This window comes from Rugamonas sp. GW822-FHT03B10, assembly GCF_058801745.1.
The window spans coordinates 88658-108576 of record NZ_JBXANP010000008.1; the positions used below are offsets into that span (position 1 = coordinate 88658).

18 protein-coding genes and 2 tRNA genes are annotated in these 19919 nt (G+C 64.7%); 7 read left to right on the forward strand and 13 right to left on the reverse strand.

What is annotated here, in order from left to right; translation table 11 throughout:
- Nucleotides 1–26: 26 nt before the first annotated feature.
- Complete coding sequence (locus tag AC1RQG_RS15000) at nucleotides 27–587, reverse strand: glycine zipper 2TM domain-containing protein (RefSeq protein ID WP_493132693.1); 561 nt, start codon at nucleotides 585–587, stop codon at nucleotides 27–29.
- Between the two features lie 69 nt (nucleotides 588–656).
- On the reverse strand, nucleotides 657–1709 hold the full coding sequence (locus tag AC1RQG_RS15005) for an OmpA family protein (protein WP_493132695.1): 1053 nt from the start codon (nucleotides 1707–1709) through the stop codon (nucleotides 657–659).
- 379 nt (nucleotides 1710–2088) lie between these two features.
- Between AC1RQG_RS15005 and nirK the strand changes: the two genes are divergently transcribed.
- The 3 genes from nirK to AC1RQG_RS15020 are packed head-to-tail and all read left to right on the forward strand — an operon-like array spanning nucleotide 2089 to nucleotide 4995.
- Nucleotides 2089–3564 carry a copper-containing nitrite reductase gene (nirK, locus tag AC1RQG_RS15010; RefSeq protein WP_493132697.1) on the forward strand — a complete coding sequence of 492 codons (1476 nt, stop codon included), beginning with the start codon at nucleotides 2089–2091 and terminating at the stop codon, nucleotides 3562–3564.
- Between the two features lie 13 nt (nucleotides 3565–3577).
- Complete coding sequence (locus tag AC1RQG_RS15015) at nucleotides 3578–4378, forward strand: formylglycine-generating enzyme family protein (protein ID WP_493132699.1); 801 nt, start codon at nucleotides 3578–3580, stop codon at nucleotides 4376–4378.
- A complete protein-coding gene (locus tag AC1RQG_RS15020) occupies nucleotides 4375–4995 on the forward strand; it encodes an SCO family protein (RefSeq protein WP_493132702.1) in 621 nt (206 codons plus the stop codon). The genes AC1RQG_RS15015 and AC1RQG_RS15020 overlap by 4 nt, the downstream gene beginning before the upstream one ends.
- A 60-nt stretch (nucleotides 4996–5055) precedes the next feature.
- Here the strand turns inward: AC1RQG_RS15020 and AC1RQG_RS15025 are convergent.
- From AC1RQG_RS15025 to AC1RQG_RS15050, 6 genes are all read right to left on the reverse strand, one after another.
- Nucleotides 5056–5130 (reverse strand) — tRNA-Val (locus AC1RQG_RS15025).
- Between the two features lie 87 nt (nucleotides 5131–5217).
- A complete protein-coding gene (locus tag AC1RQG_RS15030) occupies nucleotides 5218–6807 on the reverse strand; it encodes a hypothetical protein (protein ID WP_493132704.1) in 1590 nt (529 codons plus the stop codon).
- Between the two features lie 174 nt (nucleotides 6808–6981).
- A tRNA-Val gene (locus AC1RQG_RS15035) sits at nucleotides 6982–7056 on the reverse strand.
- 73 nt (nucleotides 7057–7129) lie between these two features.
- Nucleotides 7130–7843 (reverse strand): DNA polymerase III subunit epsilon, encoded by a 714-nt coding sequence (gene dnaQ, locus AC1RQG_RS15040; protein ID WP_493132706.1) that lies wholly within the window; start codon nucleotides 7841–7843, stop codon nucleotides 7130–7132.
- Nucleotides 7844–7926: 83 nt separating this feature from the next.
- A complete protein-coding gene (gene rnhA / locus AC1RQG_RS15045) occupies nucleotides 7927–8370 on the reverse strand; it encodes a ribonuclease HI (RefSeq protein WP_493132708.1) in 444 nt (147 codons plus the stop codon).
- Nucleotides 8363–9157, reverse strand: a complete 795-nt coding sequence (locus AC1RQG_RS15050; RefSeq protein WP_493132710.1) for a class I SAM-dependent methyltransferase — start codon at nucleotides 9155–9157, stop codon at nucleotides 8363–8365. The genes rnhA and AC1RQG_RS15050 overlap by 8 nt, the downstream gene beginning before the upstream one ends.
- A 20-nt stretch (nucleotides 9158–9177) precedes the next feature.
- On the opposite strand from AC1RQG_RS15050, the gene gloB reads away from it, so the two are divergent.
- A complete protein-coding gene (gloB, locus tag AC1RQG_RS15055; protein WP_493132712.1) occupies nucleotides 9178–9984 on the forward strand; it encodes a hydroxyacylglutathione hydrolase in 807 nt (268 codons plus the stop codon).
- 110 nt (nucleotides 9985–10094) lie between these two features.
- Here the strand turns inward: gloB and aceB are convergent, their stop codons facing one another.
- Nucleotides 10095–11687 (reverse strand): malate synthase A, encoded by a 1593-nt coding sequence (gene aceB, locus AC1RQG_RS15060; RefSeq protein ID WP_493132714.1) that lies wholly within the window; start codon nucleotides 11685–11687, stop codon nucleotides 10095–10097.
- Nucleotides 11688–11891: 204 nt separating this feature from the next.
- On the opposite strand from aceB, the gene AC1RQG_RS15065 reads away from it, so the two are divergent.
- Entirely contained in the window at nucleotides 11892–12803 is a 912-nt protein-coding gene (locus AC1RQG_RS15065) for a LysR family transcriptional regulator (RefSeq protein ID WP_493132716.1), read from the forward strand.
- 86 nt (nucleotides 12804–12889) lie between these two features.
- Here the strand turns inward: AC1RQG_RS15065 and AC1RQG_RS15070 are convergent, their stop codons facing one another.
- The 4 genes from AC1RQG_RS15070 to AC1RQG_RS15085 all read right to left on the reverse strand — a co-directional run bounded on the left by AC1RQG_RS15070 (nucleotide 12890) and on the right by AC1RQG_RS15085 (nucleotide 16268).
- On the reverse strand, nucleotides 12890–13093 hold the full coding sequence (locus AC1RQG_RS15070; RefSeq protein WP_134383344.1) for a cold-shock protein: 204 nt from the start codon (nucleotides 13091–13093) through the stop codon (nucleotides 12890–12892).
- A 332-nt stretch (nucleotides 13094–13425) separates the two neighbouring features.
- Nucleotides 13426–13779: an Hpt domain-containing protein gene (locus AC1RQG_RS15075; RefSeq protein WP_493132718.1), complete on the reverse strand. Its 354-nt coding sequence runs from the start codon at nucleotides 13777–13779 to the stop codon at nucleotides 13426–13428.
- A 9-nt stretch (nucleotides 13780–13788) separates the two neighbouring features.
- Complete coding sequence (gene upp / locus AC1RQG_RS15080; protein WP_182164802.1) at nucleotides 13789–14442, reverse strand: uracil phosphoribosyltransferase; 654 nt, start codon at nucleotides 14440–14442, stop codon at nucleotides 13789–13791.
- A 140-nt stretch (nucleotides 14443–14582) separates the two neighbouring features.
- Nucleotides 14583–16268 (reverse strand): isovaleryl-CoA dehydrogenase, encoded by a 1686-nt coding sequence (locus tag AC1RQG_RS15085; RefSeq protein WP_493132721.1) that lies wholly within the window; start codon nucleotides 16266–16268, stop codon nucleotides 14583–14585.
- A gap of 407 nt (nucleotides 16269–16675) precedes the next feature.
- On the opposite strand from AC1RQG_RS15085, the gene AC1RQG_RS15090 reads away from it, so the two are divergent.
- Together AC1RQG_RS15090 and AC1RQG_RS15095 are read left to right on the forward strand one after the other, a co-directional pair.
- Nucleotides 16676–18409 carry a putative bifunctional diguanylate cyclase/phosphodiesterase gene (locus AC1RQG_RS15090; protein ID WP_493132723.1) on the forward strand — a complete coding sequence of 578 codons (1734 nt, stop codon included), beginning with the start codon at nucleotides 16676–16678 and terminating at the stop codon, nucleotides 18407–18409.
- The gene (locus tag AC1RQG_RS15095; RefSeq protein ID WP_493132725.1) at nucleotides 18406–19908 is read left to right on the forward strand and encodes an HDOD domain-containing protein; all 1503 of its coding nucleotides are present in this window, start codon (nucleotides 18406–18408) and stop codon (nucleotides 19906–19908) included. The genes AC1RQG_RS15090 and AC1RQG_RS15095 overlap by 4 nt, the downstream gene beginning before the upstream one ends.
- Nucleotides 19909–19919 lie beyond the last annotated feature (11 nt).

Here is a 19919-nt window from a genome sequence, read left to right on the forward strand (position 1 = left end):
GTCCCTGGGATGCGCGTAGCGGTCGATCAGTAACGCACGATGCTGTGGCCGGCGTTCTTCACCTTGTCGCCGGCGACCATGCCGGGGTCCTTCTCGAACGTGAACCGGGCCTGGTGGCCGTTCTCGTACTGGACCGCGACGGTCCACACTTTCTTGGCCGTCATCTTCTGCTCGACCTTGTTGCCCGCGTAGGCGCCGCCCGCCGCGCCGGCCACGGTGGCCAGATCGCGGCCGGTGCCGCCGCCCACCTGGTGCCCCAGCAGCGCGCCTGCCACACCGCCGGCGACCACGCCCAGCGCACCGCCCTGGCCGGCCTGCTCCGTCACGTGGACCGAGGTGACCTTGCCGCAATCGGCGCACACGGCGTGGCCGTTGGCGCGGGTGCCTTCCATCGCCTTGGTGTAGGTGGCCTTGGCGTCGCGCAGGCATTGCATGCGCAGCGACGCTTCGCGTTCATCGGCGCACAGCTTCTTGTCGCTGTCATAGCGGGCCGCCGCGTCCCTGGCGCCCTGGCTGGCCGCCGAAGCGTGCGAGGTGACGAAGGCGGTGGCCAGCATGGCCGCCAGCAGGATGGATTGCTTGTTCATGTGATACTCCAGATTCGGTGAGGTGGTGGCGGCCCGCGCCGCCAGGTGGCGCGGCGCGGGCCGTGTTACTTAGTTGACGCGGCGTTCCACGGTGATCTGCTCGATCTCCACGCGGCGGTTCGGCTCCAGGCATTTGATCAGGTCGGCGCGCTTCTGCTTCTTGTTGTCGCACTTGACGACCGGCTGTTCCTCACCCTTGCCGGCCGTGTTGATGCGGCTGGCCGCCACGCCCTTGCCCACCAGGTAGGCCTTGACGGCTTCGGCGCGGCGCAGCGACAGCGCGTGATTGGACTTGCTGCTGCCCAGGCGGTCGGCGTAGCCGGTCACCACCACGTGCTCCACGCTGGCGTTATCGTTGAGGAAGCGGGCCATGTCGTCCAGTTTCGGCTGGCCGGCGTGCAGCTTGTCGCTGCCGAAGTCGAACAGTTCGGTGGCCGACATCGTCACCTTCTCAAAGCGCGCTGGCGGTGGTGGCGGCGGCGCGACCGGCGCTGGTGGCGGCGGCGCCACTTCAGCCACCGGCTGCGGCGCCACCACGGGCGCCACCGGCGCGGGACGCGCGGCGGGCTTGCCGAACGCGTAGTTCAGGCCCACGGTCAGGTAGTAGTTGTTCGATTTGCTGGTGCCGAATTCATCGCCACGGATGAAGCCATGCACGTCGCGCAGGTCGGCCTGCATCGCCCACTGGTCGTTCAGCGACGCCTGGAAACCGAGGCCGGCGCTCAGGAACGGGGAATTCTTGGACAACTGGCCCACCGTGTTCAGGTTGGCCTTGTCATGCTCCATGCCGGCACCCACCAGCAGGAACGGGCGGAAGGCGGAGCGGGAGAACAGATACAGGCCATCCACGCCGAAGGTGTTTTGCTGGTAACGCTGGCCGTTGTCGCGGGAACGGGCGTAGGTGGTGCCCAGTTGCACGTCCCAGTTGTCGCTCACGGCCTTGCCGAATTTGAGGCCGGCGCCGAAGCCGTGCTTGTCCACGCCGAAATCGCCGTCCGGCTTCATCGCGTTGACGCTGGGCTGGATGTACCAGGAGGGATTGATCGCTTCGTCCGCGGCGGCGGCGGAGAAGGAGGCGCACAGGGCGAGCGCCGCCAGGGCGATGTTCTTATTTTTCATCATGTCTTTTCCCATTTCTTCAATGTTGTGGCTATTGGCCATTGTTGGTCATGCCCAGTCCGCCGTGGGCGCGTGCCCTGCGTGCGGTCTGGTTATGGACTAAACGAAATCCAAACATTTCAGGTAGACAAGGTTTTATTTGAAAGATGTAATAGATTGTATCTTTGCCGCAGCGCAATCCCTCCCGGACGTGCCGATCTGTTGCCGATTTGATCTGGGTCAACTTTTCCCACCAACCCATCAGGTATACCTGTAGCAGTCTTTGACACGCATCAAGACCAACGTTGTATACATGATATTTAAAAGCTTGCCAACGTAACCGGCGCGGTCAGGCCGACACTATAAGAAAAGGGGTACCGTTATGCAAACTTCGATCTTGTCCATGTCCACCCTGCTACGCGCCGCCGGCCTTTGCGCGGCGTTGCTGGCCGCCCTGCCCTCGGCCCGCGCGGCCGAAGCCGGCAAATTCCCGGGCGACTTCGGCCCGCCGCAGGGCGCGCCCATCACGGCGGTGCTGACCAGCCCGCCCATGGTGCCGCCGCCCACCAACCGCCATTACCCGGCCAAGGTCATCGTCAACCTGGAAGTGGTGGAAAAGCAGATGCAAATCTCGGAAGGCGTCAGCTACACGTTCTGGACCTTCGGCGGCTCCGTGCCCGGCAGCTTCATCCGGGTGCGCCAGGGTGACACCGTGGAGTTCCACCTGCGGAACCATCCATCGAGCAAGATGCCCCACAACATCGACCTGCACGGCGTGACGGGCCCCGGCGGCGGCGCCGCCTCCAGCTTCACGGCCCCCGGCCATGAATCGCAATTCACGTTCAAGGCGCTCAACGAGGGCATCTATGTCTACCACTGCGCCACGGCCCCGGTCGGCATGCACGTGGCCAACGGCATGTACGGCCTGATCCTCGTGGAACCGCCGGAAGGCTTGCCGCCCGTCGATCACGAGTACTACGTGATGCAGGGTGACTTCTACACCACCGGCAAGTACCGCGAAAAAGGCCTGCAGCCGTTCGACATGGAAAAAGCCATCGACGAGCGGCCCACCTACGTGCTGTTCAACGGCGCCGAGGGCGCGCTCACGGGCGACAACGCGATCAAGGCCAAGACCAATGAATCGGTGCGCCTGTTCATCGGCAACGGCGGCCCCAACATGGTGTCCAGCTTCCACGTGATCGGCGCCATCTTCGACCGCGTGCGCTTCGAGGGCGGCACCAACAGCCAGACCAACGTGCAGACCACGCTGATTCCGGCCGGCGGCGCCGCCATCGCGGAATTCACCACCAAGGTGCCGGGCAGCTATGTGATGGTCGACCACTCGATCTTCCGCGCCTTCAACAAGGGCGCGCTGGCCATCCTGAAGGTGGACGGACCGGAAGACAAGACCATCTACTCCGGCAAGGAAGTCGATTCCGTCTACCTCGGCGACCGCGCCGCGCCCAACCTGAAATCGGTGACGACGGCCGCCGCCGCCGCCGCCAGCGGCAACCTGACCGTGCAGGAGCAGATCAACGCCGGCAAGTCGCTGTTCGCCGGCACCTGCTCGGTATGCCACCAGTCCAATGGCGAGGGCCTGGCTGGCGTGTTCCCGCCGCTGGCCAAGTCCGACTTCCTGAACGCCGACCCCAAGCGCGCGATGAGCATCGTGCTGCACGGCCTGACGGGCAAGGTGCAGGTCAACGGCAAGCAGTATGACTCCGTCATGCCGCCGATGAACCAGTTGAACGACGACGAGGTGGCCAACATCCTCACCTACGTGCTCAACAGCTGGGACAACAAGGGCGGCCAGATCAAGGCCGCCGAGGTGAAGGCGGTGCGGGCCAAGCCGGCGCCCAAGGCGCAGGCCGCCCACTGATGGGGATCGCGCCGTGAACCTGCGTTCGCACCTGGCACTCCCCCTGGCGCTGGCGGCATCGCTGCTGGCGCCGGGGGCCGATAGTGGCGCGGCCGATTACGTGGCCGTGCCGGCCGGCCGGTTTGAAACCGTGCTCTCCGGCGGCAACGCCGGCAACCCGCCCGTCAAGGTGGACCGCTTCGCCATGCGCAGCGAGCCGGTGACCAACAGCGAGTTCCAGGCCTTCATCGCCAGCCATCCCGAATGGCAACGCGGCACGGCGCCCCCCATCTTTGTCGACGCGAATTATCTGCGCCAGTACGATGGCGCCGGCGAGGGTGCAGGGCTAGCCCGGCAGCCCGTCACCAACGTCAGCTGGTTCGCGGCGCAGGCGTTCTGCGAAAGCGAGCAGGCCCGTCTGCCGACATGGTACGAATGGGAATACGTGGCGGCGGCCGACGAGCACCGGCCCGACGCGCGCAAGGATCCCGCCTGGCGGGCCCGCATCCTGACCTGGTATTCGCAGGCGTCGAACGGCAGCCATGGTGCGGTGGGCGGACAGCCCAACTACTACGGCATCCGCGACGTGCACGGCCTGATCTGGGAATGGGTGGACGACTTCAACGCCCTGCTGGTGAGCGCCGACAGCCGCGACCAGGGCGATCCGGAGAAACTGCAATACTGCGGCGCGGGCGCCATCAGCCTGCAAGACCGCGACAATTTCGCCATCCTGATGCGGGTGGCGCTGCTGTCCTCGCTCAAAGGCGCCGACAGCACCAACGACCTGGGCTTCCGCTGCGCCCGCAGCTTGACCATGACCAAGGAAGAAAAATGAACCCCACTGTCCGTACCCATCTGTCCGCCCTGCTGCTGTCGTCGCTGTGCGCGCTGGCCCTGCCCGCGTCGGCCACGGACGCGCCGGCGGCGCCCGCGGCGGCCTTGCCGGCCACCTCGCTCTACCAGTTGCCGGCCACCTTGAACAACCAGGACGGCAAGCCGTTCAAGCTGCGCGACCTGCGCGGCCATCCGGTCGTGGTGAGCATGTTCTACAACTCGTGCGAGTTCGTCTGCCCGATGCTGATCGACACCATGCGCCAGACCCAGCAGGCGCTGGACCAGGACACCCGCGACCGCCTGGCGATGCTGCTGATCACCTTCGACCCGGCCCGCGACGACATCAAGGCCTTGAAGAAGGTGGCGCGCCAGCGCGAGCTCGACCCGGCCCACTGGACCGTGGCCCGCACCGACGCGGCCAGCGTGCGCAAGATCGCCGCCACGCTCGACATCCAGTACCGCCGGCTGGAAAGCGGCGAATACAACCACAGCACCGTGCTGGTGCTGCTCGACAGCGACGGCCGCGTGCTGGGACGCACGGGCAAGATCGGCGCGGTCGATCCCGAGTTCGTCAAACTGATCAAGGACACGGTGGGCGCGCCAACCGCCGCGCATTAAGCTGGCGGCCGTGGAAATGAAAAAAGGCTTGCGTTCGCACGCAAGCCTTTTTTTAAATTCTGGTGGGAAGTGCAAGTTTCGAACTTGCGACCCCTGCAGTGTGAATGCAGTGCTCTACCCCTGAGCTAACCTCCCGAAGCGGGGCGAATTATCACACATAATCGAGCAGCTTGGGAAGACCATTTTTCAACATTGCCGAAAAAATGTATGTTGCACGCTTACTTAGTTGCCAGGTTCGGCGCCGTAAGCCTGCAACGGCACCAGGCCCGCCACCTCCTGCAACTGCTGCTGGCGACGCTGGATCTCATCGAACGAGCGCTGGCGCTCGCCCTTCAGATCGGGCGCCAGCGCCTCCACCAGGTCGCGCTGCACGCTGCGCTGGCCCGGCGTGGTGCGGTCCGCGATCAGGTGCCCCATCGCGTACTTCATCACGTGGGACGACAGCGTGGCCGACTGGCGCAGCGACGCCGTTTTCAGCTTGCCCTGGTCGTACGCCATCAGCGCGTCCGAACTGGCATTGTCATTGATCTGATAGTAATCGTAGTTCTGGTCCTCCGCCCCGCCATCGAGCCGCAGCTGGCCGCCGGGTACGGCCGGCATGTGGTAGCTGGCGCTCAGTTGCGCGCGCTGGTGCTGGGCGATGAAACGGTCGCCCTGACTGCGCCCGCCGATGCTGGTGGTTTGCGATACCTGATACGAAAAACCGTCATACTCGGTCGGGCGCATGCGGTTGATGGACTTCGACGTTTGCGTGATCGCCGCGTCGAAATCGGCCAGGCCCGTCAGCAGCGCATGGTCCTCGCCGGACAGGGTCAGCTTGCCGGCGCGGCCGCTGTCGGCCACGGGCAGGCTGGCCGCGTCGTAACCGCTGTTCATTTCCGCGAACGCATCCTTGAACATCGCCACCAGCCCCGCATCACCATGGCCGCGCACGGCGGCCAGATCGACCTGTTGCAGGTAGCTGCCGACCGCCTTCGCCTGCTGCGCCTTGTTGCCCAGGGCGGCCACCTGGCTCATGTCCACGTTGACGTTCACGGCACCGGCGGTTCCGCTGAAACTGACTTTGCGGTGTGCGCTGTCGGCGTGCAACGCCAGCGTCTGCGTGGTTTCCGGCTCGGTCGCCACCTTGACCACCGAGTGCAAGTCCACCGACGCGAGCACGGTCGGATCGAACTCGAGCAAACCGCCCAGCTTCAGTTGGGGCGGGTTCTGCGCCACGCCATCGATGGCGTTCTGGAAGGCGTCGGCCAGTTTGGCGAGCGCCTCGCGCTCGGCCTGGTTCAGGGTGCCCGCAGTCTTCATCTGCACGGCCAGGGCATCGTCGCCGCTGTCGAGCATCAGTTGCACTTGCGCGCCGCTCGTGGTGGCGATGGTGAGCGCGACCTGGTTGTCGCCCTGCCCGTGCGCAACAGGCCGGGACAGGGCGGCGGCCGCCGCCGGGGAATACAGATCGGGGCCGTTGCGGGGCTGGCGCGCCGCTTGCGCGACATCGGCGCCGTCGCCGTAGAAGCGCTCCAGCAAGGCGCTGCCCAAGCCATGAAAGCGTCCGGCCACGGAAGGCGCGAAGAAGTTGCGGGCGATGAGCGAAGTGACCTTGTCGCGCGCCGGCGATTCCCACAGCAGCGGTGTGGCGTCCGGGTCCGCCCCCTGAACGGCGTCGCGCCGGATGGCGGCAAGCCCTTCAGAACTCAGCTTGACCGCCCCGGCGGGCGCGGGACCGGCAGTCGCGGGCGCGGCCTGGTCCAGCGCCTGGGCGGCGGATGGCGTGTAGGGGGCCGTGCGGCCGGCGGGAATGGCGACGATGGTGGTCATGCTCGGCTACCCAGTGAGGTTGAACGGAAAAGATTGATCGTTAATTCAATTTTTCAATTATAACCATATTGGGCGCGCCGAATTCTCATCCTTTCTCGCGCGACAGCCAACCCGGCACGGCGGCGGAAATGAAAAAAGGCTTACGGAATCAACCGTAAGCCTTTTCATGAATTCTGGTGGGAAGTGCAAGTTTCGAACTTGCGACCCCTGCAGTGTGAATGCAGTGCTCTACCCCTGAGCTAACCTCCCGAAGCGGGGCGAATTATCGCATACAACTTCAGGAAAATGGAAGGGCTGCCGCCAAAATTCCCGAAAATTTCATTCATGCGGCCGGCGGCGCGCTCAGGGCGCGCCAGATGCAACTGCCTTTGACGGCCTTGTCCAGCCCGTTCAAGGTATCCTCGTGGGCCGCCAGTTCGGCCTCCGACGCGGGCATGACGATGATGTCGGCCAGCGCCACCGGCTCCAGGCTGGCGCCGCCGGCGCTCACCTCCTCCTCCACATCCATGCCCAGGCTGTTCTGGCCGCGCGTCATGGCCAGGTAGACGTCGGCCAGCAACTCCGCGTCGAGCAAGGCGCCGTGCAGCTTGCGGTGCGAGTTCGACACGCCATAGCGGTCGCACAGGGCGTCGAGCGAGTTGCGCTTGCCGGGATGCAGCTCCTTGGCCTGCACCAGCGTGTCGATCACCTTGCCCACGTGGTCGGTGAAGTCCGGCAGGTTCAGGCGCTTGAATTCATGGTTCAGGAAGCCAAGGTCGAACGGCGCGTTGTGGATGATCACCTCGGCCCCGGCCACATAGGCCCGCAATTCCTCGACGATCTCATGGAACTTGGGCTTGTCGCTCAAAAACTCCGTCGTCAGGCCGTGCACGTTCAACGCGCCCTCTTCCGAATCGCGCTCCGGGTTGATGTAGACGTGGTAGTTATTGCCCGTCAACATGCGGTTGTGCAGTTCGACGCAGCCGATTTCGATGATGCGGTTGCCCAGTTTGGGATTGATGCCGGTGGTTTCGGTATCGAGTACGATTTGACGCATGAGGTCTGCCTGAATGATCGGTTGCTGAAGCGAGCCGCGCAGTATAACAAAGCGCGGCCCCGTGCTGGCGCGAAGGCGCCTGCCTAGCGCTTGCTGCGCACGGAATCGACGCCGCGGTTGGCCAGCATGTCGGCCCGTTCATTGCCGGGGTGGCCGTTGTGGCCGCGCACCCAGCGCCATTCGACCTGGTGCACGGCCTGGGCCGCGTCCAGCGCCTTCCACAAATCCTCGTTCTTGACCGGCTCCTTGGCCGACGTCTTCCAGCCGCGCGCCTTCCAGCCGTGGATCCATTCGCTGATGCCCTTCTGCACGTACTGGCTGTCCGTGTACAGCGTGACGGCGCACGGGCGCTTGAGCGCGTTGAGCGCCTCGATCACGGCCTGCAATTCCATCCGGTTATTGGTGGTGTTCAACGCGCCGCCGAAAATTTCCTTTTCCGCCCCGTCGGCCACCATCAACGCCCCCCAGCCGCCCGTGCCGGGATTGCCCTTGCATGCGCCATCGGCAAAAATATCGACTTTATCCATCCTGCTGTTTCCGCCTCTTGTTAGTGACCGGCACGGCCACCGGGGCCGCCGCCGTTCGTTTGGTCCATACCGGACCGATTAAATGCATACCTTTGACCCGCTTGATGGCCTGCACGATGTAGACCCCGCCCAGATACGGCCACCAGCGCGCGCCCGCATTATCCATGAAGGCGTAGCGGTGCAGCCACTTTTCCGTGCGGCAGGCGGGCGCATAGCAGCCGAAGTGGCTCTGGCTGGCGCCCAGATTCAATAATTTCAACCAGTCGCGCATGCGCGGCATAGAGATCAGCTCCTCGGCCCGTGGCAGGAAATCGGAGCCCGTCACCCGCCCCACGGCCTGGCGCGCGCCCCACAGGCTGGCCGGGTTGAAGCCGCAGATGATGACCTGGCCCTCGGGAATCAGCACCCGCTCCACTTCGCGCAACACCTGGTGCGGCTCGGTCGAAAACTCCAGCACGTGGGGCAGCACGACGAGGTCGATGCTTTGCGAGGCGAACGGCAATTCGGTGTAGTCGAGCGCCACGGCCACCTGGCGCGGCATGTCCTCCGGCGCCGCGCCCACGCTGCGCGGGCGCACGCGGTTGTCGGCCAGCCACTGGTAAGGCATGCGGTTGGCGGCCAGCGCATTAATTTGCGGCATGCCGATCTGCAGGGCATTGAAACCGAAGATGTCCGCCGTCAGATTATCAAGGCAGGTTTGTTCCCACGCACACAAGTACCTGCCTGCCGGGGTTTGCAGCCAGCCGTCCAGCGCTATAATGGATTGGTCGGATGCAGCGTTATCCATGTCTAGCCTTTCGTGACCCAATGACCATCTCATCTCCCCACACGTTACACGTCCTCACGGTCCCTGCTTTTCAAGACAACTATCTGTGGCTGATACATGATGGCAAGCATGCGGCCGTGGTCGATCCCGGCGACGCCAAGCCCATCCTGGCGGCGCTGAAGGAGCACGACCTCAAGCTCACTGCCATTTTACTCACCCACCACCACGCTGACCATATCGGAGGTGTGCCTGCATTATTGCAGCATTATCCGGTTCCTGTTTTCGGGCCGCGCAACGAACGCATCGCCGGCGTCACGCTGCCGGTGGGCGAAGGCAAGCGCATCGACGTGCCCGGCCTGGACCTGCGCCTGTCCGTGCTGGACGTGCCCGGCCACACCATGGGCCACATCGCCTACGTGCGCGAGCCCGTCGATGACGAACCGACGTGGCTGTTCTGCGGCGACACCCTGTTCGCGGGCGGTTGCGGCCGGCTGTTCGAAGGGACGCCGGCACAGATGATCAGCTCGCTTGGCAAGCTGGCCGCCCTGCCCGACGACACCAAGATCTTCTGCGCCCACGAATACACGCTGTCCAACCTGCGCTTCGCGCGCGTGGTGGACCCGGACAATGAAGCGCTGAAGGAGCGCGTGGCGGTGGAGACGGACCGGCGCGAGCACGACGTGCCCACCGTGCCGAGCACGCTCGGCGTGGAGAAGGCCACCAACCCCTTCCTGCGCTACCGCGACCCGGCCATCGCCGCGCAACTGGTCAAGGCCGACCGGCTGTCCCCGGGCGACACGGCGCTGGCCACGTTCACGGCCCTGCGGCTGTGGAAGAACGACTTCTGACGGCCACCCGCGCGGATCCGGGCACCAAACGCAAAACCGGGGTCAGGTCATGCCCTCACGCAAGCTGCGTGACGGCATGACCTGACCCCGGTTTCTTTAGGCTCGGGACCTTAGATTTCTTCGTACAGCGGCAGGGTCAGGAACTCGGCGAACGATTCGGACGTCGACATTTCCTCGAAGATCTGCGCGGCGCGCGGGTAGGTCGGGCCTTCGCCGCCTGGCGCGTCACGCTGGACCTTGGCCAGCTCTTCCGGAATCATGGCGCGCACCATCTCGGCCGTGACCTTGCGGCCGTCTTCCAGCACGCCCTTGGTGGAACGGATCCACTGCCACACTTGCGAGCGGCTGATCTCGGCCGTGGCCGCGTCTTCCATCAGGTTGTGGATAGGCACGCAACCGTTGCCGGCCAGCCAGCTGCCCAGGTAGTGGATGCCGACGTTGATGTTGTAACGCAAGCCCGCTTCCGTGATCGGCGTTTCCGGCTTGAAGTCCAGCAGCTCGGCGGCCGTCACGTTCACGTCCGGACGCTGTTTCTCGATCTGGTTGGGCTTGTCGCCCAGCACTTTCTTGAACTCGGCCATGGCCAGGTCGACCAGACCGGGGTGGGCCACCCAGCCGCCGTCGTAGCCGTCGGTCGCGTCGCGTGCCTTGTCGTTGCGCACGCCGCCCATCGCCACTTCGTTCTTCTCCGGATCGTTCTTGATCGGGATCAGCGCGGCCATGCCGCCGATGGCCGGCGCGTTGCGCTTGTGGCAGGTCTTCAGCAGCAGCAAGGCGTAGGCGCGCATGAACGGCGAGGTCATCGTCACCTTGGCGCGGTCGGCCAGGCAGAAGTCCTTGTCCAGCTTGAATTTCTTGATGCACGAGAAGATGTAGTCCCAACGGCCGGCGTTCAGGCCCGAGCTGTGTTCGCGCAGTTCGTACAGGATCTCGTCCATCTCGAACGCGGCCAGCACGGTTTCAATCAGCACGGTGGCCTTGATGGTGCCTTGCGCCAGGCCCAGTTCGTTCTGGGTCATGACGAAGATGTCGTTCCACAGGCGCGCTTCCAGGTGCGATTCCATCTTCGGCAGGTAGAAGTAAGGACCGGCGCCGCGGGCCAGTTGCTCCTTGGCGTTGTGGACCATGAACAGGGCGAAGTCGAAGATGCCGCCCGAGATGCGCTTGCCGTCGACCAGCACGTGCTTCTCATCGAGGTGCCAGCCGCGTGGGCGCACCACCAGGGTGGCGATCTTGTCGTTCAGTTTGTACGACTTGCCGTTCTGCTCGAGCGAGATGGTGCGGCGCACGGCGTCGAACATATTGATCTGGCCGGTGATCTGGTTGTCCCAGTTCGGGGTGTTCGAATCCTCGAAGTCGGTCATGTAGCTGTCGGCGCCCGAGTTGAAGGCGTTGATGACCATCTTGCGCTCGACCGGGCCGGTGATTTCCACGCGGCGGCATTCCAGCGCCTTGGGGATCGGGGCGATCTTCCAGTCGCCGTTGCGGATGTGGGCCGTCTCGGGCAGGAAGTCGGGACGCTCGCCGGCGTCCAGGCGCTTGGCGCGCTCCACGCGCACGGCCAGCAGTTCCTGGCGGCGCGGTTCAAACGCGCGCGACAGCTTGACCACCAGGGCGAGCGCTTCCGGCGTCAAAATCTGTTCGTAGCCGGGCTTGATCTCACCCGTAATTTGCATACCAGCCGGTACGTTGATGGTCGTCATGGATGTCTCTCCGTATAAGGTAAAGTGAACTGCTATCCGAAAGTATAAGCGTTGCTAATCTTGTTGCTCACCGATTCTTTTAGTATTCCGACTCGGTTACATCACGATCTGTTTTCAAGTATATTCACTATTTAGTTATGCAAACAAGACTAAAAATCACTTCATCTTTGCGTTTTTCACACAAGTGACAGGCAACAGGCATCCATGGGTCAGTTCAGGCAAATCTCCACCTTCGTCGAAGTCGTTTCCAAGGGCAGCCTGTCGGCCGCCGCCCGTGCCGAGGGCATCGCCCCGGCCATGATAGGCCGCCGTCTCGACGCGCTGGAAGCCCGTCTGGGTGTGAAACTTTTGCAACGCACGACGCGCAAACTAGCCCTGACCAACGAGGGCGCGGCCTTTCTTGAGGATTGCCAGCGCATCCTGGCCGAACTGGAGGATGCGGAATCGGCCGTGGCCGAGCGCAGCGCGCGCGCCAGCGGCCACCTGATGATCTCGGCGCCGGCCGGCTTCGGCCGCCAGCACGTGGCGCCGCTGCTGCCCTCCTTCCTGGCCGAGCACCGCGACGTGCAATGCACGCTGAACCTGAACGACCGCGTGGTGGACCTGATCGGTGAAGGGGTGGACGTGGCGATCCGCATCGCCAGCCTGTCGGATTCCAACCTGGTCAGCGTCAAACTGGCCGACAACGAGCGGGTGCTGGTGGCCGCGCCCAGCTACCTGAAGCGTTACGGCGAGCCGAAGACCCTGGCCGAGCTGTCCAAGCACAACTGTCTGGCCATCAGCAGCGAGGGCAGCCAGCGCGGCTGGACCTTCCGCGACGCCGGCAAGATCGTGACCCTGAAGGTGACGGGCAACATGGGCTGCAACGATGGCCAGGTGCTGCACGACTGGGCGCTGGCCGGCAAGGGCCTGGCCTGGCGTTCAATGTGGGAAGTGGGTAGCGAGATCGAGTCGGGCCAGCTGCAGACGGTGCTCGACCAGTATTCGGCGCCGGGCAACGACATCTACGCCGTGTTCGCGCAGCGCCGTCACCTGCCGCTGCGCATCCGCGCCTTCGTTGACTTCCTGCGCCACACCTATGCCCAGCCCGATTATTGGCGCAAGGCATGGAAATAATGGCGAGGGATGGCAAAACCAAAACCTTGAGACGAAAAAAAATCCTCGGATACCGAGGATTTCTTTATGTCGTTTGACTCAGCGTATTACAGTGGCTGAATGTTCGAAGCTTGCTTGCCCTTAGGGCCAGCGGTCACTTCAAAAGAAACACGTTGGTTCTCTTGCAGCGACTTGAAGCCGGTCGACTGAATCGCCGAGAAGTGAGCGAACAGATCTTCGCCGCCTTCGTCAGGGGTGATAAAGCCGAAACCCTTCGAGTCATTGAACCATTTTACGATACCAGTTGCCATTACAATTCCTATTTCAGTTAAGTTGGGCTTGCGCCCGTGATATCGTTTGAGGCAAGAAAGAAATGACAGACAAACTGCACTACTCTTGAATCTAAACGATCCCGCATTATACCCAATTACAAGAGAAAAGCACGTTTTCGCAAAAATAAATGCAAGAGGCTAAAAACAGCTGTAAAAACCGGCACTTAGCGCGTCGATGACCAGCAACTTCGCGCCCTTTAGCGACCTCAGCCTTGCTCTTTTAACAGGTAACAGTGTCACTATAGCCCGAAAATCGGCGTTAGGTTTGAGCTGAATCAAAAAGAATGGCTAACGCGCCACACTTGACCGGATTACCACGACGGTGCGCGCGGATCGCGGGCCGCCCATTGCAGCAGCGCCTCCACCTGAACCGCCACCACCGGCCACTCGGCCTGTCCGGCCAGCACGGCACGCATCTGCTGCTCGACCACGCGGCAATACTGGCCCAGCGTGCCATAGCCGAAGGTGCCGGCCGAGCCGGCCACCCCGTGCAGCAATTCGTGCAACGCATGCAAATGGCCGGCACCGGGCCCCGCAGGCCCGTCGGCGCGACAGGCGTCCAGCGCGTGCGCGATCTTGTCCAGCGTGACGGGGACGGTGGCGGCGAACTTGTCGCTCAGCGCCTGCATGCGGGCGTGGAACTCCTGGTCGGTCAGCGTGGCCATGGCGCTCGGTCAGCCCTTGGTGCCGAAGATGCGGTCACCGGCGTCGCCCAGGCCAGGCACGATGTAGGCGTGGTCGTTCAGGTGCGAGTCCAGCGCGGCGCAGTAGATCTTCACGCCGGGGTGGGCGTTCTGGAACACGGTGATGCCTTCCGGCGCGGCCACCAGGGCCAGGAAGATGATCTGCTCGTCCTTCACGCCGCGCGACTTGAGCACGTCCACCGCGTGCACGGCCGAATTGCCGGTCGCCACCATCGGATCGCACAGGATGAAGGTGCGCTCGGCCAGGTCGGGCAGCCGCACCAGGTATTCGACCGGCTGGTGGGTTTCCGGGTCGCGGTAGACGCCGATGTGGCCCACGCGGGCCGACGGGATCAGGTTCAGCAGGCCGTCGCTCATGCCGATGCCGGCGCGCAGCACGGGCACGATGGCCAGTTTCTTGCCGGCGATGACGGGGGCGTCCAGCGTCATCAGCGGGGTTTCGATGGTGCGGGTGGTCAGCGGCAGATCGCGCGTGATCTCATAGCCCATCAACAGCGTGATCTCCTTCAACAGCTCGCGGAACGTGCGGGTGGACGTGTCCTTGGCCCGCATGTGGCTCAGTTTGTGCTGGATCAGGGGATGGTTGGTGATGTAGAGGTTGGGGAAACGCGGATCTTGTTTCATTGTTATGGGCTCGCAATAGGTGGACGGAGGCCGCCGTGCCCAGGGGTACGGGACGGCGGCGCGTTGCCGTCATCGGTTGTATGCCGCATTATCCCAGCCCGCACGCCACGAGGGAACTGTTTCATGAAAATTAATTCCATTCATGCCGCCTCCACCAGCGCCCGCGCGAGGATGGCGGCGCAATCGACGCCGTCCGGCAGCCGGCCGAAGGCGCCGCCGACGTCATGCGCCAGGCGCGAGGCGACGAAGGCTTGCGCGACGTACGCGGGCGCGTGGCGCAGCAGCAGCCCGGCCTGCACCGCCACCACGATGCGCTCGGCCAGCCGGCGCGCGCCGTATTCGTCCGTCTGCGGCCGGCCCAGGTCGGCCAGCAGCGCGCCGGTGTAGCGCGCGTAGTCGGCGTTGGCGTCGCCGGCCAGCGCCAGTTCGGCCGCCAGCGCGTCGCGCGCGGCCGGCGTCTTGCCCAGCGCGCGCAGCAGGTCCAGGCACATCACGTTGCCCGATCCTTCCCAGATCGAGTTCACCGGCAGTTCGCGGTACAGCCGCGCCAGCGGACAGTCCTCCACATAGCCGCTGCCGCCAATCACCTCCATCGCCTCGGCGCCGAACGCCGGGCCGCGCTTGCAGATCCAGTACTTGCCGGCCGGCGTCAGCACGCGCGCCAGCAGGGCCTGGGCCGGATCGGCGCCCTCGTCGTAGCAGCGCGCCAGGCGCAGCGCGAACGCGGTGGCCGCCTCCGATTCCAGCGCCAGGTCGGCCAGCACGTTCCGCATCAGCGGCTGCTCGGACAGCGCCTTGCCGAACGCGTGGCGGCGGCGCGCGTGGTGCAGCGCGTGGGTCAGCGCGGCGCGCATGGTGCCGGCGCTGCCCAGCACGCAATCGAGCCGCGTGTGGCTGCCCATCTCGAGGATGGTCGGGATGCCGCGCCCCAGTTTGCCCACCAGCCAGCCATAGGCGCCCGTGAACTCCACCTCGGACGAGGCGTTGGAGCGGTTGCCCATCTTGTCCTTCAGGCGCTGCACGCGGATGGCGTTGCGCTGGCCGTCGGGCAGGAAACGGGGCACGAAGAAGCAGCTGAGGCCCGCGCTGCCCTGCGCCTCCGTTTGCGCCAGGATCAGGTGGGCGTCGCTCTGCGGCGCCGAGAAGAACCATTTATGGCCGACGATGCGCCAGACGTCCTCGCCGTCGTCGCCGAACAGGCACCGGCCTTCCCCGGGCGGCAGGGCCTCGGCCAGCGTGGTGTTGGCGCGCACGTCCGAGCCGCCCTGCTTCTCCGTCATGCCCATGCCCACCAGCGCGCCGCGCTTTTGCTCGATCGGCAGCGAACGGGGATCGTATTCGCGCGACAGGATCTTGGGCAGCCACTTGGCGGCGATCCTCGGCGCCTGGCGCAGCGCCGGCACGGATGCGTAGGTCATCGTCACCGGGCACTGCGATCCGTTCTCCAGTTGCCCGAACAGCATGTAGCGGGCCGCCCGCGCCACCTGGCCGCCGGCGCCCTGCCCCTCCCACGGCGAGGCATGGGCGCCGTTTTCGATCAGCAGCGCCATCAGGCTATGCCAGGAGGGATGGAATTCCACTTCGTCGATGCGGTGGCCGCCGCGGTCGAAATTGTGCAGGCGCGGCGTGTGCAGGTTGGCCAGCCGGGCCAGGTCCAGCACCTCGGCCCGTCCCAGCCGCTCGCCCAGCGCATGCAGCGACGCGGTCTGGCTGGCGCCGCCTTCGCGCTCCAGCGCCTCCCGCAACGCGGGGTCGCAGGCAAACAGGTTGACGTTCTCGAACGGGGCAACCGTGTTGCTGACGGCGTGGGTGTCGAAGGCATTCATCTTTTGCTCCAGAATAAAATAGGGACCAGGGCCGGGGTGGCGATGTCGACAGCCTAGCCCGGAAGAATAAACGAATCAAGCGCTTGCTTGAATAAATAAAAAAGACCTTCAGCTTCTTTGATTTTAGACAAGCCCCGGCACAGCGCAAATACCGAGCATTTGCTCGTAGAGTGGACGAAATTTTAAAAAATATTCAGCCCTTCCCCCTCTGGCGCCTGATTTTTCTGCAGAAGCGGGCCGATTTCATCAAAACATGCGCAGATGTTGTCTTTTTTCATGTGAAAGCGTTCCCATCAGTGATACATTTCGTTCTGGTTTTGCAAGTCAGCCGTGCCGCCCGCCCGGTGGTACGCAGCCAAACGTTGTAAAATTTGTTACGTGACAAAATGAGAGATTAGATCGTTACGATGCTTTCCAGTTCCCCATCCCTGCCCCAACGCGATCTGCGGCATGAATTAGATCACCTCATGGAAGAGGCAGGCGATGTTGTTTTCAGACTCAATCAACCGGGTCAGGTACTGTTCGCCAGCAAGCGGGCCGTGACCCTGATCGCCAGCCCGCACGACCTGCACGGCGACTTGCTGGCGGCCCACGTGGCGTCCCCCGACCAGCCGGCGCTCAAGGCGGCGCTGGCCGAAGTGCTGCAATCGCTGGCCCCCAGCCTGGTCGAAGTGCGCCTGAAAACGCCGGAACATGAAGTGTGGTTCGAATTGCGCGTGTCCTGCTTCCTCAATCTGGACCAGGTGCCCGAACTGCTGGTGGTGGGCCGCGACATGTCGGTCCAGCACGCGACCGAGGAACGGCTGCGCCACATGGCCACCCACGACGGCCTGACCGAACTGCCGAACCGCCTGCTGCTGTCGGACCGCATCCGCATGGTGATCGCCAACGCGCGCCGCTCCGGCCAGGGCTTCGCGGTGGCCACGGTGGGCCTCGACGGTTTCAAGAAAGTCAACGATGGCCTCGGCCACCCGGTCGGCGACGCCGTGCTGCGCATGGCCGCCGCGCGCCTGCGCAAGACGCTGCGCGACAGCGACACCCTGGCCCGCGTAGGCGGCGACGAGTTCGTCGCCGTGCTACCCGGCACCAGCACCGAGGCCCAGATCAAACTGGTCACGGGGCGCCTGATCGCCACCCTGCAATCGCCGTTCGAGGTCGACAGCCACACCATCTACGTGGGCGCCTCGGTCGGCGTGTCCGTCTATCCCCACCATGCCGAGGACGAAGTGCGGCTGGTGGCGCTGGCCGACGCGGCCATGTCGCGCGCCAAGGAGACGGGCAAGGCCCGCTGCGTGGTCTACAGCCCCAAGCACAGCGGCCCGCCCGAACACGACATTTCGCTGGAGGCGGCCATGTTCCAGGCCGTGCGCGAAGGCGAATTCCTGCTGTACTACCAGCCCATCGTGGACGCCCGCACGCGCGAGATCCAGGGGTTCGAAACCCTGATGCGCTGGAAGCACCCGACCCTGGGCATGGTGCCGCCGGCCCGCTTCATCCCGATCGCCGAGACCAATGGCCTGATCAACCTGCTCGGCGCCTGGGCGCTGAAGGCGGCCAGCGTGCAGCTCAAGCAGTTCGAGGAAGTGGCCAAGCGGCGCCTGTACATCTCCGTCAACATCAGCCCGCGCCAGTTCCGCAACGACAAGTTCCTTGACGTGCTCGATGACGCGCTCGCATTCTCTGGCTTATCTGGTGAGCAATTGGTTTTAGAAATTACAGAAGGCACCCTGATGGTGGACCCGGTCCATGCCGAGACCATCCTGTCGAAAATGGCGCTGCGCAAGGCGCGCATCGCGATCGACGATTTCGGCACCGGCTATTCGTCGCTGGCCTACCTCAAGCGCTTCCCCATCTCCGTGCTCAAGATCGACCGCACCTTCATCCGCGACCTGCCCGGCTCGCAGAAGGACGGCGCCATCTGCAACGCCGTGCTCGATCTGGCCAAGCACCTGGACCTGTCGGTGGTGGCCGAGGGGGTGGAGACGGAAGAACAGCTGCACTACCTCGACGAGCGCGGCTGCCAGTACATCCAGGGCTACCTGACGGGCAAGCCCATGCCGGCCAACGTGGCGATGACTGCCCTCAAGGAGAGCACCTACGCCAACCTGCTGCCGGAAGAACTGCGCCAGGTGCACCAATGAACGCCGGTTTCAAGGCCCCCACCCCGCTGGGCGACAAAACCCTGGCCGAGATGTGGGACTGCACGCGCCGCCAGGGCGACATGCCCGGTTTCGCCAAGGCCATCACGGCCATCCTGGGCGCCATGCGCGGCGAGGACGAGCAGGAATTCGACATGGCGCGCACCGTGCTGTCGGACCCCGTCCTGACCCAGAAGGTGCTGCGGCTGGCCAACAGCGGCATGTATTCGGCCTTCGGCCAGCACGTCAACACCGTCTCGAAGGCGGTGCTGGTGCTGGGCACGGAGGCCATCGGCCACCTGGCCCTGGGGCTCAAGCTGATCGAGGAGCTGTCGGCCTCCTCGCCCGACACCGGCATCGCCCACATCGAAATGGAAAAGGCCGTGCTGGCCGGGATCGTGGCCCAGCAGATCGCCACCAGCGCCGAGAGCCGCCATGCCGAGGAGGCCGTGGTGTGCTCGATGCTGCACACGCTGGGACGCATGATGCTGACCTTCTACATGCCCGAGCGCTGGCACGACCTGCAACAGCGGGCCGACGCGGAAGGCTCGACGGTGGACGACATCGCGCCCGAGGTGCTGGGCCTGAGCCTGGAGGACATCGGCCACGCGGCCGCCCGCCATTGGGGCCTGCCGCAAAGCCTGATCAACGGCATGCGCAAGCTGGAGCCGGTGGAACCGGGCGCGGACGTGAGTCCCACCGACTGGATCGCCGGCCTGTCGACCATGTCGGCCCTGTGCGCCGACTCGCTGTGGCACGACGACGCGGCCGGCGCGGCCGCCGTGCAGAAACTGACGGAACGCTATTCCGGCATGCTCGGCGTGGAGCCCGACCACCTGATGGCCGCCATCGAGCAGGCCAAGATCGTGGCGGCCGAGGACCTGACCATCGCCCCCCTGTCGCGCCCGGCCGAACGGCGCGCCCGCGCGCTGGCCAGCACCCGCCAGCGGGCCGAGGGCAACAAGATCCTCATGTCCGGCCTGGCCGACATGCGCGACGTGCTCGACACGGCCAGCCCCGGCCAGATGGTGTCGATCGCGCTCGAAACCGCCTACCAGGGCCTGGACTTCTCGCGCGCCGTGGCCTTCGTGCGCAACCGCCGGGAAGGCCAGTACGCGGCCAAGATCTGCTTCGGCGAGGGCGTCAAGGAACGCCTGCCGGCCATGACCTTCTCCGACAGCTACGAGCCCAACGTGTTCCACGCGGCGCTCAACAGCGACCGCGTGATCTTCATCGAGAACGCCAAGGACGCCAAGTTCGCCGCCAAGCTGCCGCAGTGGTGGAAGGACACCATGGCCGACGCGCGCAGCTTCGTCATCCTGCCGTTGTCGTCGAACGGCCAGCCGGCCGGCTTCCTGTACGGCGACTGGGACGACAGCTTCCCGGCCATCCAGCTGAGCCAGACGGAATTCGCGCTGCTCAACGACATGCGCGCGCTGGTGGTGAAAGCCGTGGAGCGCCGCCACAAGCTCGAAGCGGTGGTCATCAACCGCGGCGTCTGAGCGGCGCGGCG

Coding starts and splice junctions, on each gene's coding strand:
- rnhA (WP_493132708.1), bottom strand. CDS start 8,370: ATGGATAAAGTCGATATTTTTGCCGATGGCGCATGCAAGGGCAATCCC.
- gloB (WP_493132712.1), top strand. CDS start 9,178: ATGACCATCTCATCTCCCCACACGTTACACGTCCTCACGGTCCCTGCT.
- nirK (WP_493132697.1), top strand. CDS start 2,089: ATGTCCACCCTGCTACGCGCCGCCGGCCTTTGCGCGGCGTTGCTGGCC.
- AC1RQG_RS15065 (WP_493132716.1), top strand. CDS start 11,892: ATGGGTCAGTTCAGGCAAATCTCCACCTTCGTCGAAGTCGTTTCCAAG.
- AC1RQG_RS15020 (WP_493132702.1), top strand. CDS start 4,375: ATGAACCCCACTGTCCGTACCCATCTGTCCGCCCTGCTGCTGTCGTCG.
- AC1RQG_RS15075 (WP_493132718.1), bottom strand. CDS start 13,779: ATGGCCACGCTGACCGACCAGGAGTTCCACGCCCGCATGCAGGCGCTG.
- AC1RQG_RS15085 (WP_493132721.1), bottom strand. CDS start 16,268: ATGAATGCCTTCGACACCCACGCCGTCAGCAACACGGTTGCCCCGTTC.
- AC1RQG_RS15030 (WP_493132704.1), bottom strand. CDS start 6,807: ATGACCACCATCGTCGCCATTCCCGCCGGCCGCACGGCCCCCTACACG.
- AC1RQG_RS15000 (WP_493132693.1), bottom strand. CDS start 587: ATGAACAAGCAATCCATCCTGCTGGCGGCCATGCTGGCCACCGCCTTC.
- dnaQ (WP_493132706.1), bottom strand. CDS start 7,843: ATGCGTCAAATCGTACTCGATACCGAAACCACCGGCATCAATCCCAAA.
- upp (WP_182164802.1), bottom strand. CDS start 14,442: ATGAAACAAGATCCGCGTTTCCCCAACCTCTACATCACCAACCATCCC.
- AC1RQG_RS15090 (WP_493132723.1), top strand. CDS start 16,676: ATGCTTTCCAGTTCCCCATCCCTGCCCCAACGCGATCTGCGGCATGAA.
- AC1RQG_RS15095 (WP_493132725.1), top strand. CDS start 18,406: ATGAACGCCGGTTTCAAGGCCCCCACCCCGCTGGGCGACAAAACCCTG.
- AC1RQG_RS15050 (WP_493132710.1), bottom strand. CDS start 9,157: ATGGATAACGCTGCATCCGACCAATCCATTATAGCGCTGGACGGCTGG.
- AC1RQG_RS15005 (WP_493132695.1), bottom strand. CDS start 1,709: ATGATGAAAAATAAGAACATCGCCCTGGCGGCGCTCGCCCTGTGCGCC.
- aceB (WP_493132714.1), bottom strand. CDS start 11,687: ATGACGACCATCAACGTACCGGCTGGTATGCAAATTACGGGTGAGATC.
- AC1RQG_RS15070 (WP_134383344.1), bottom strand. CDS start 13,093: ATGGCAACTGGTATCGTAAAATGGTTCAATGACTCGAAGGGTTTCGGC.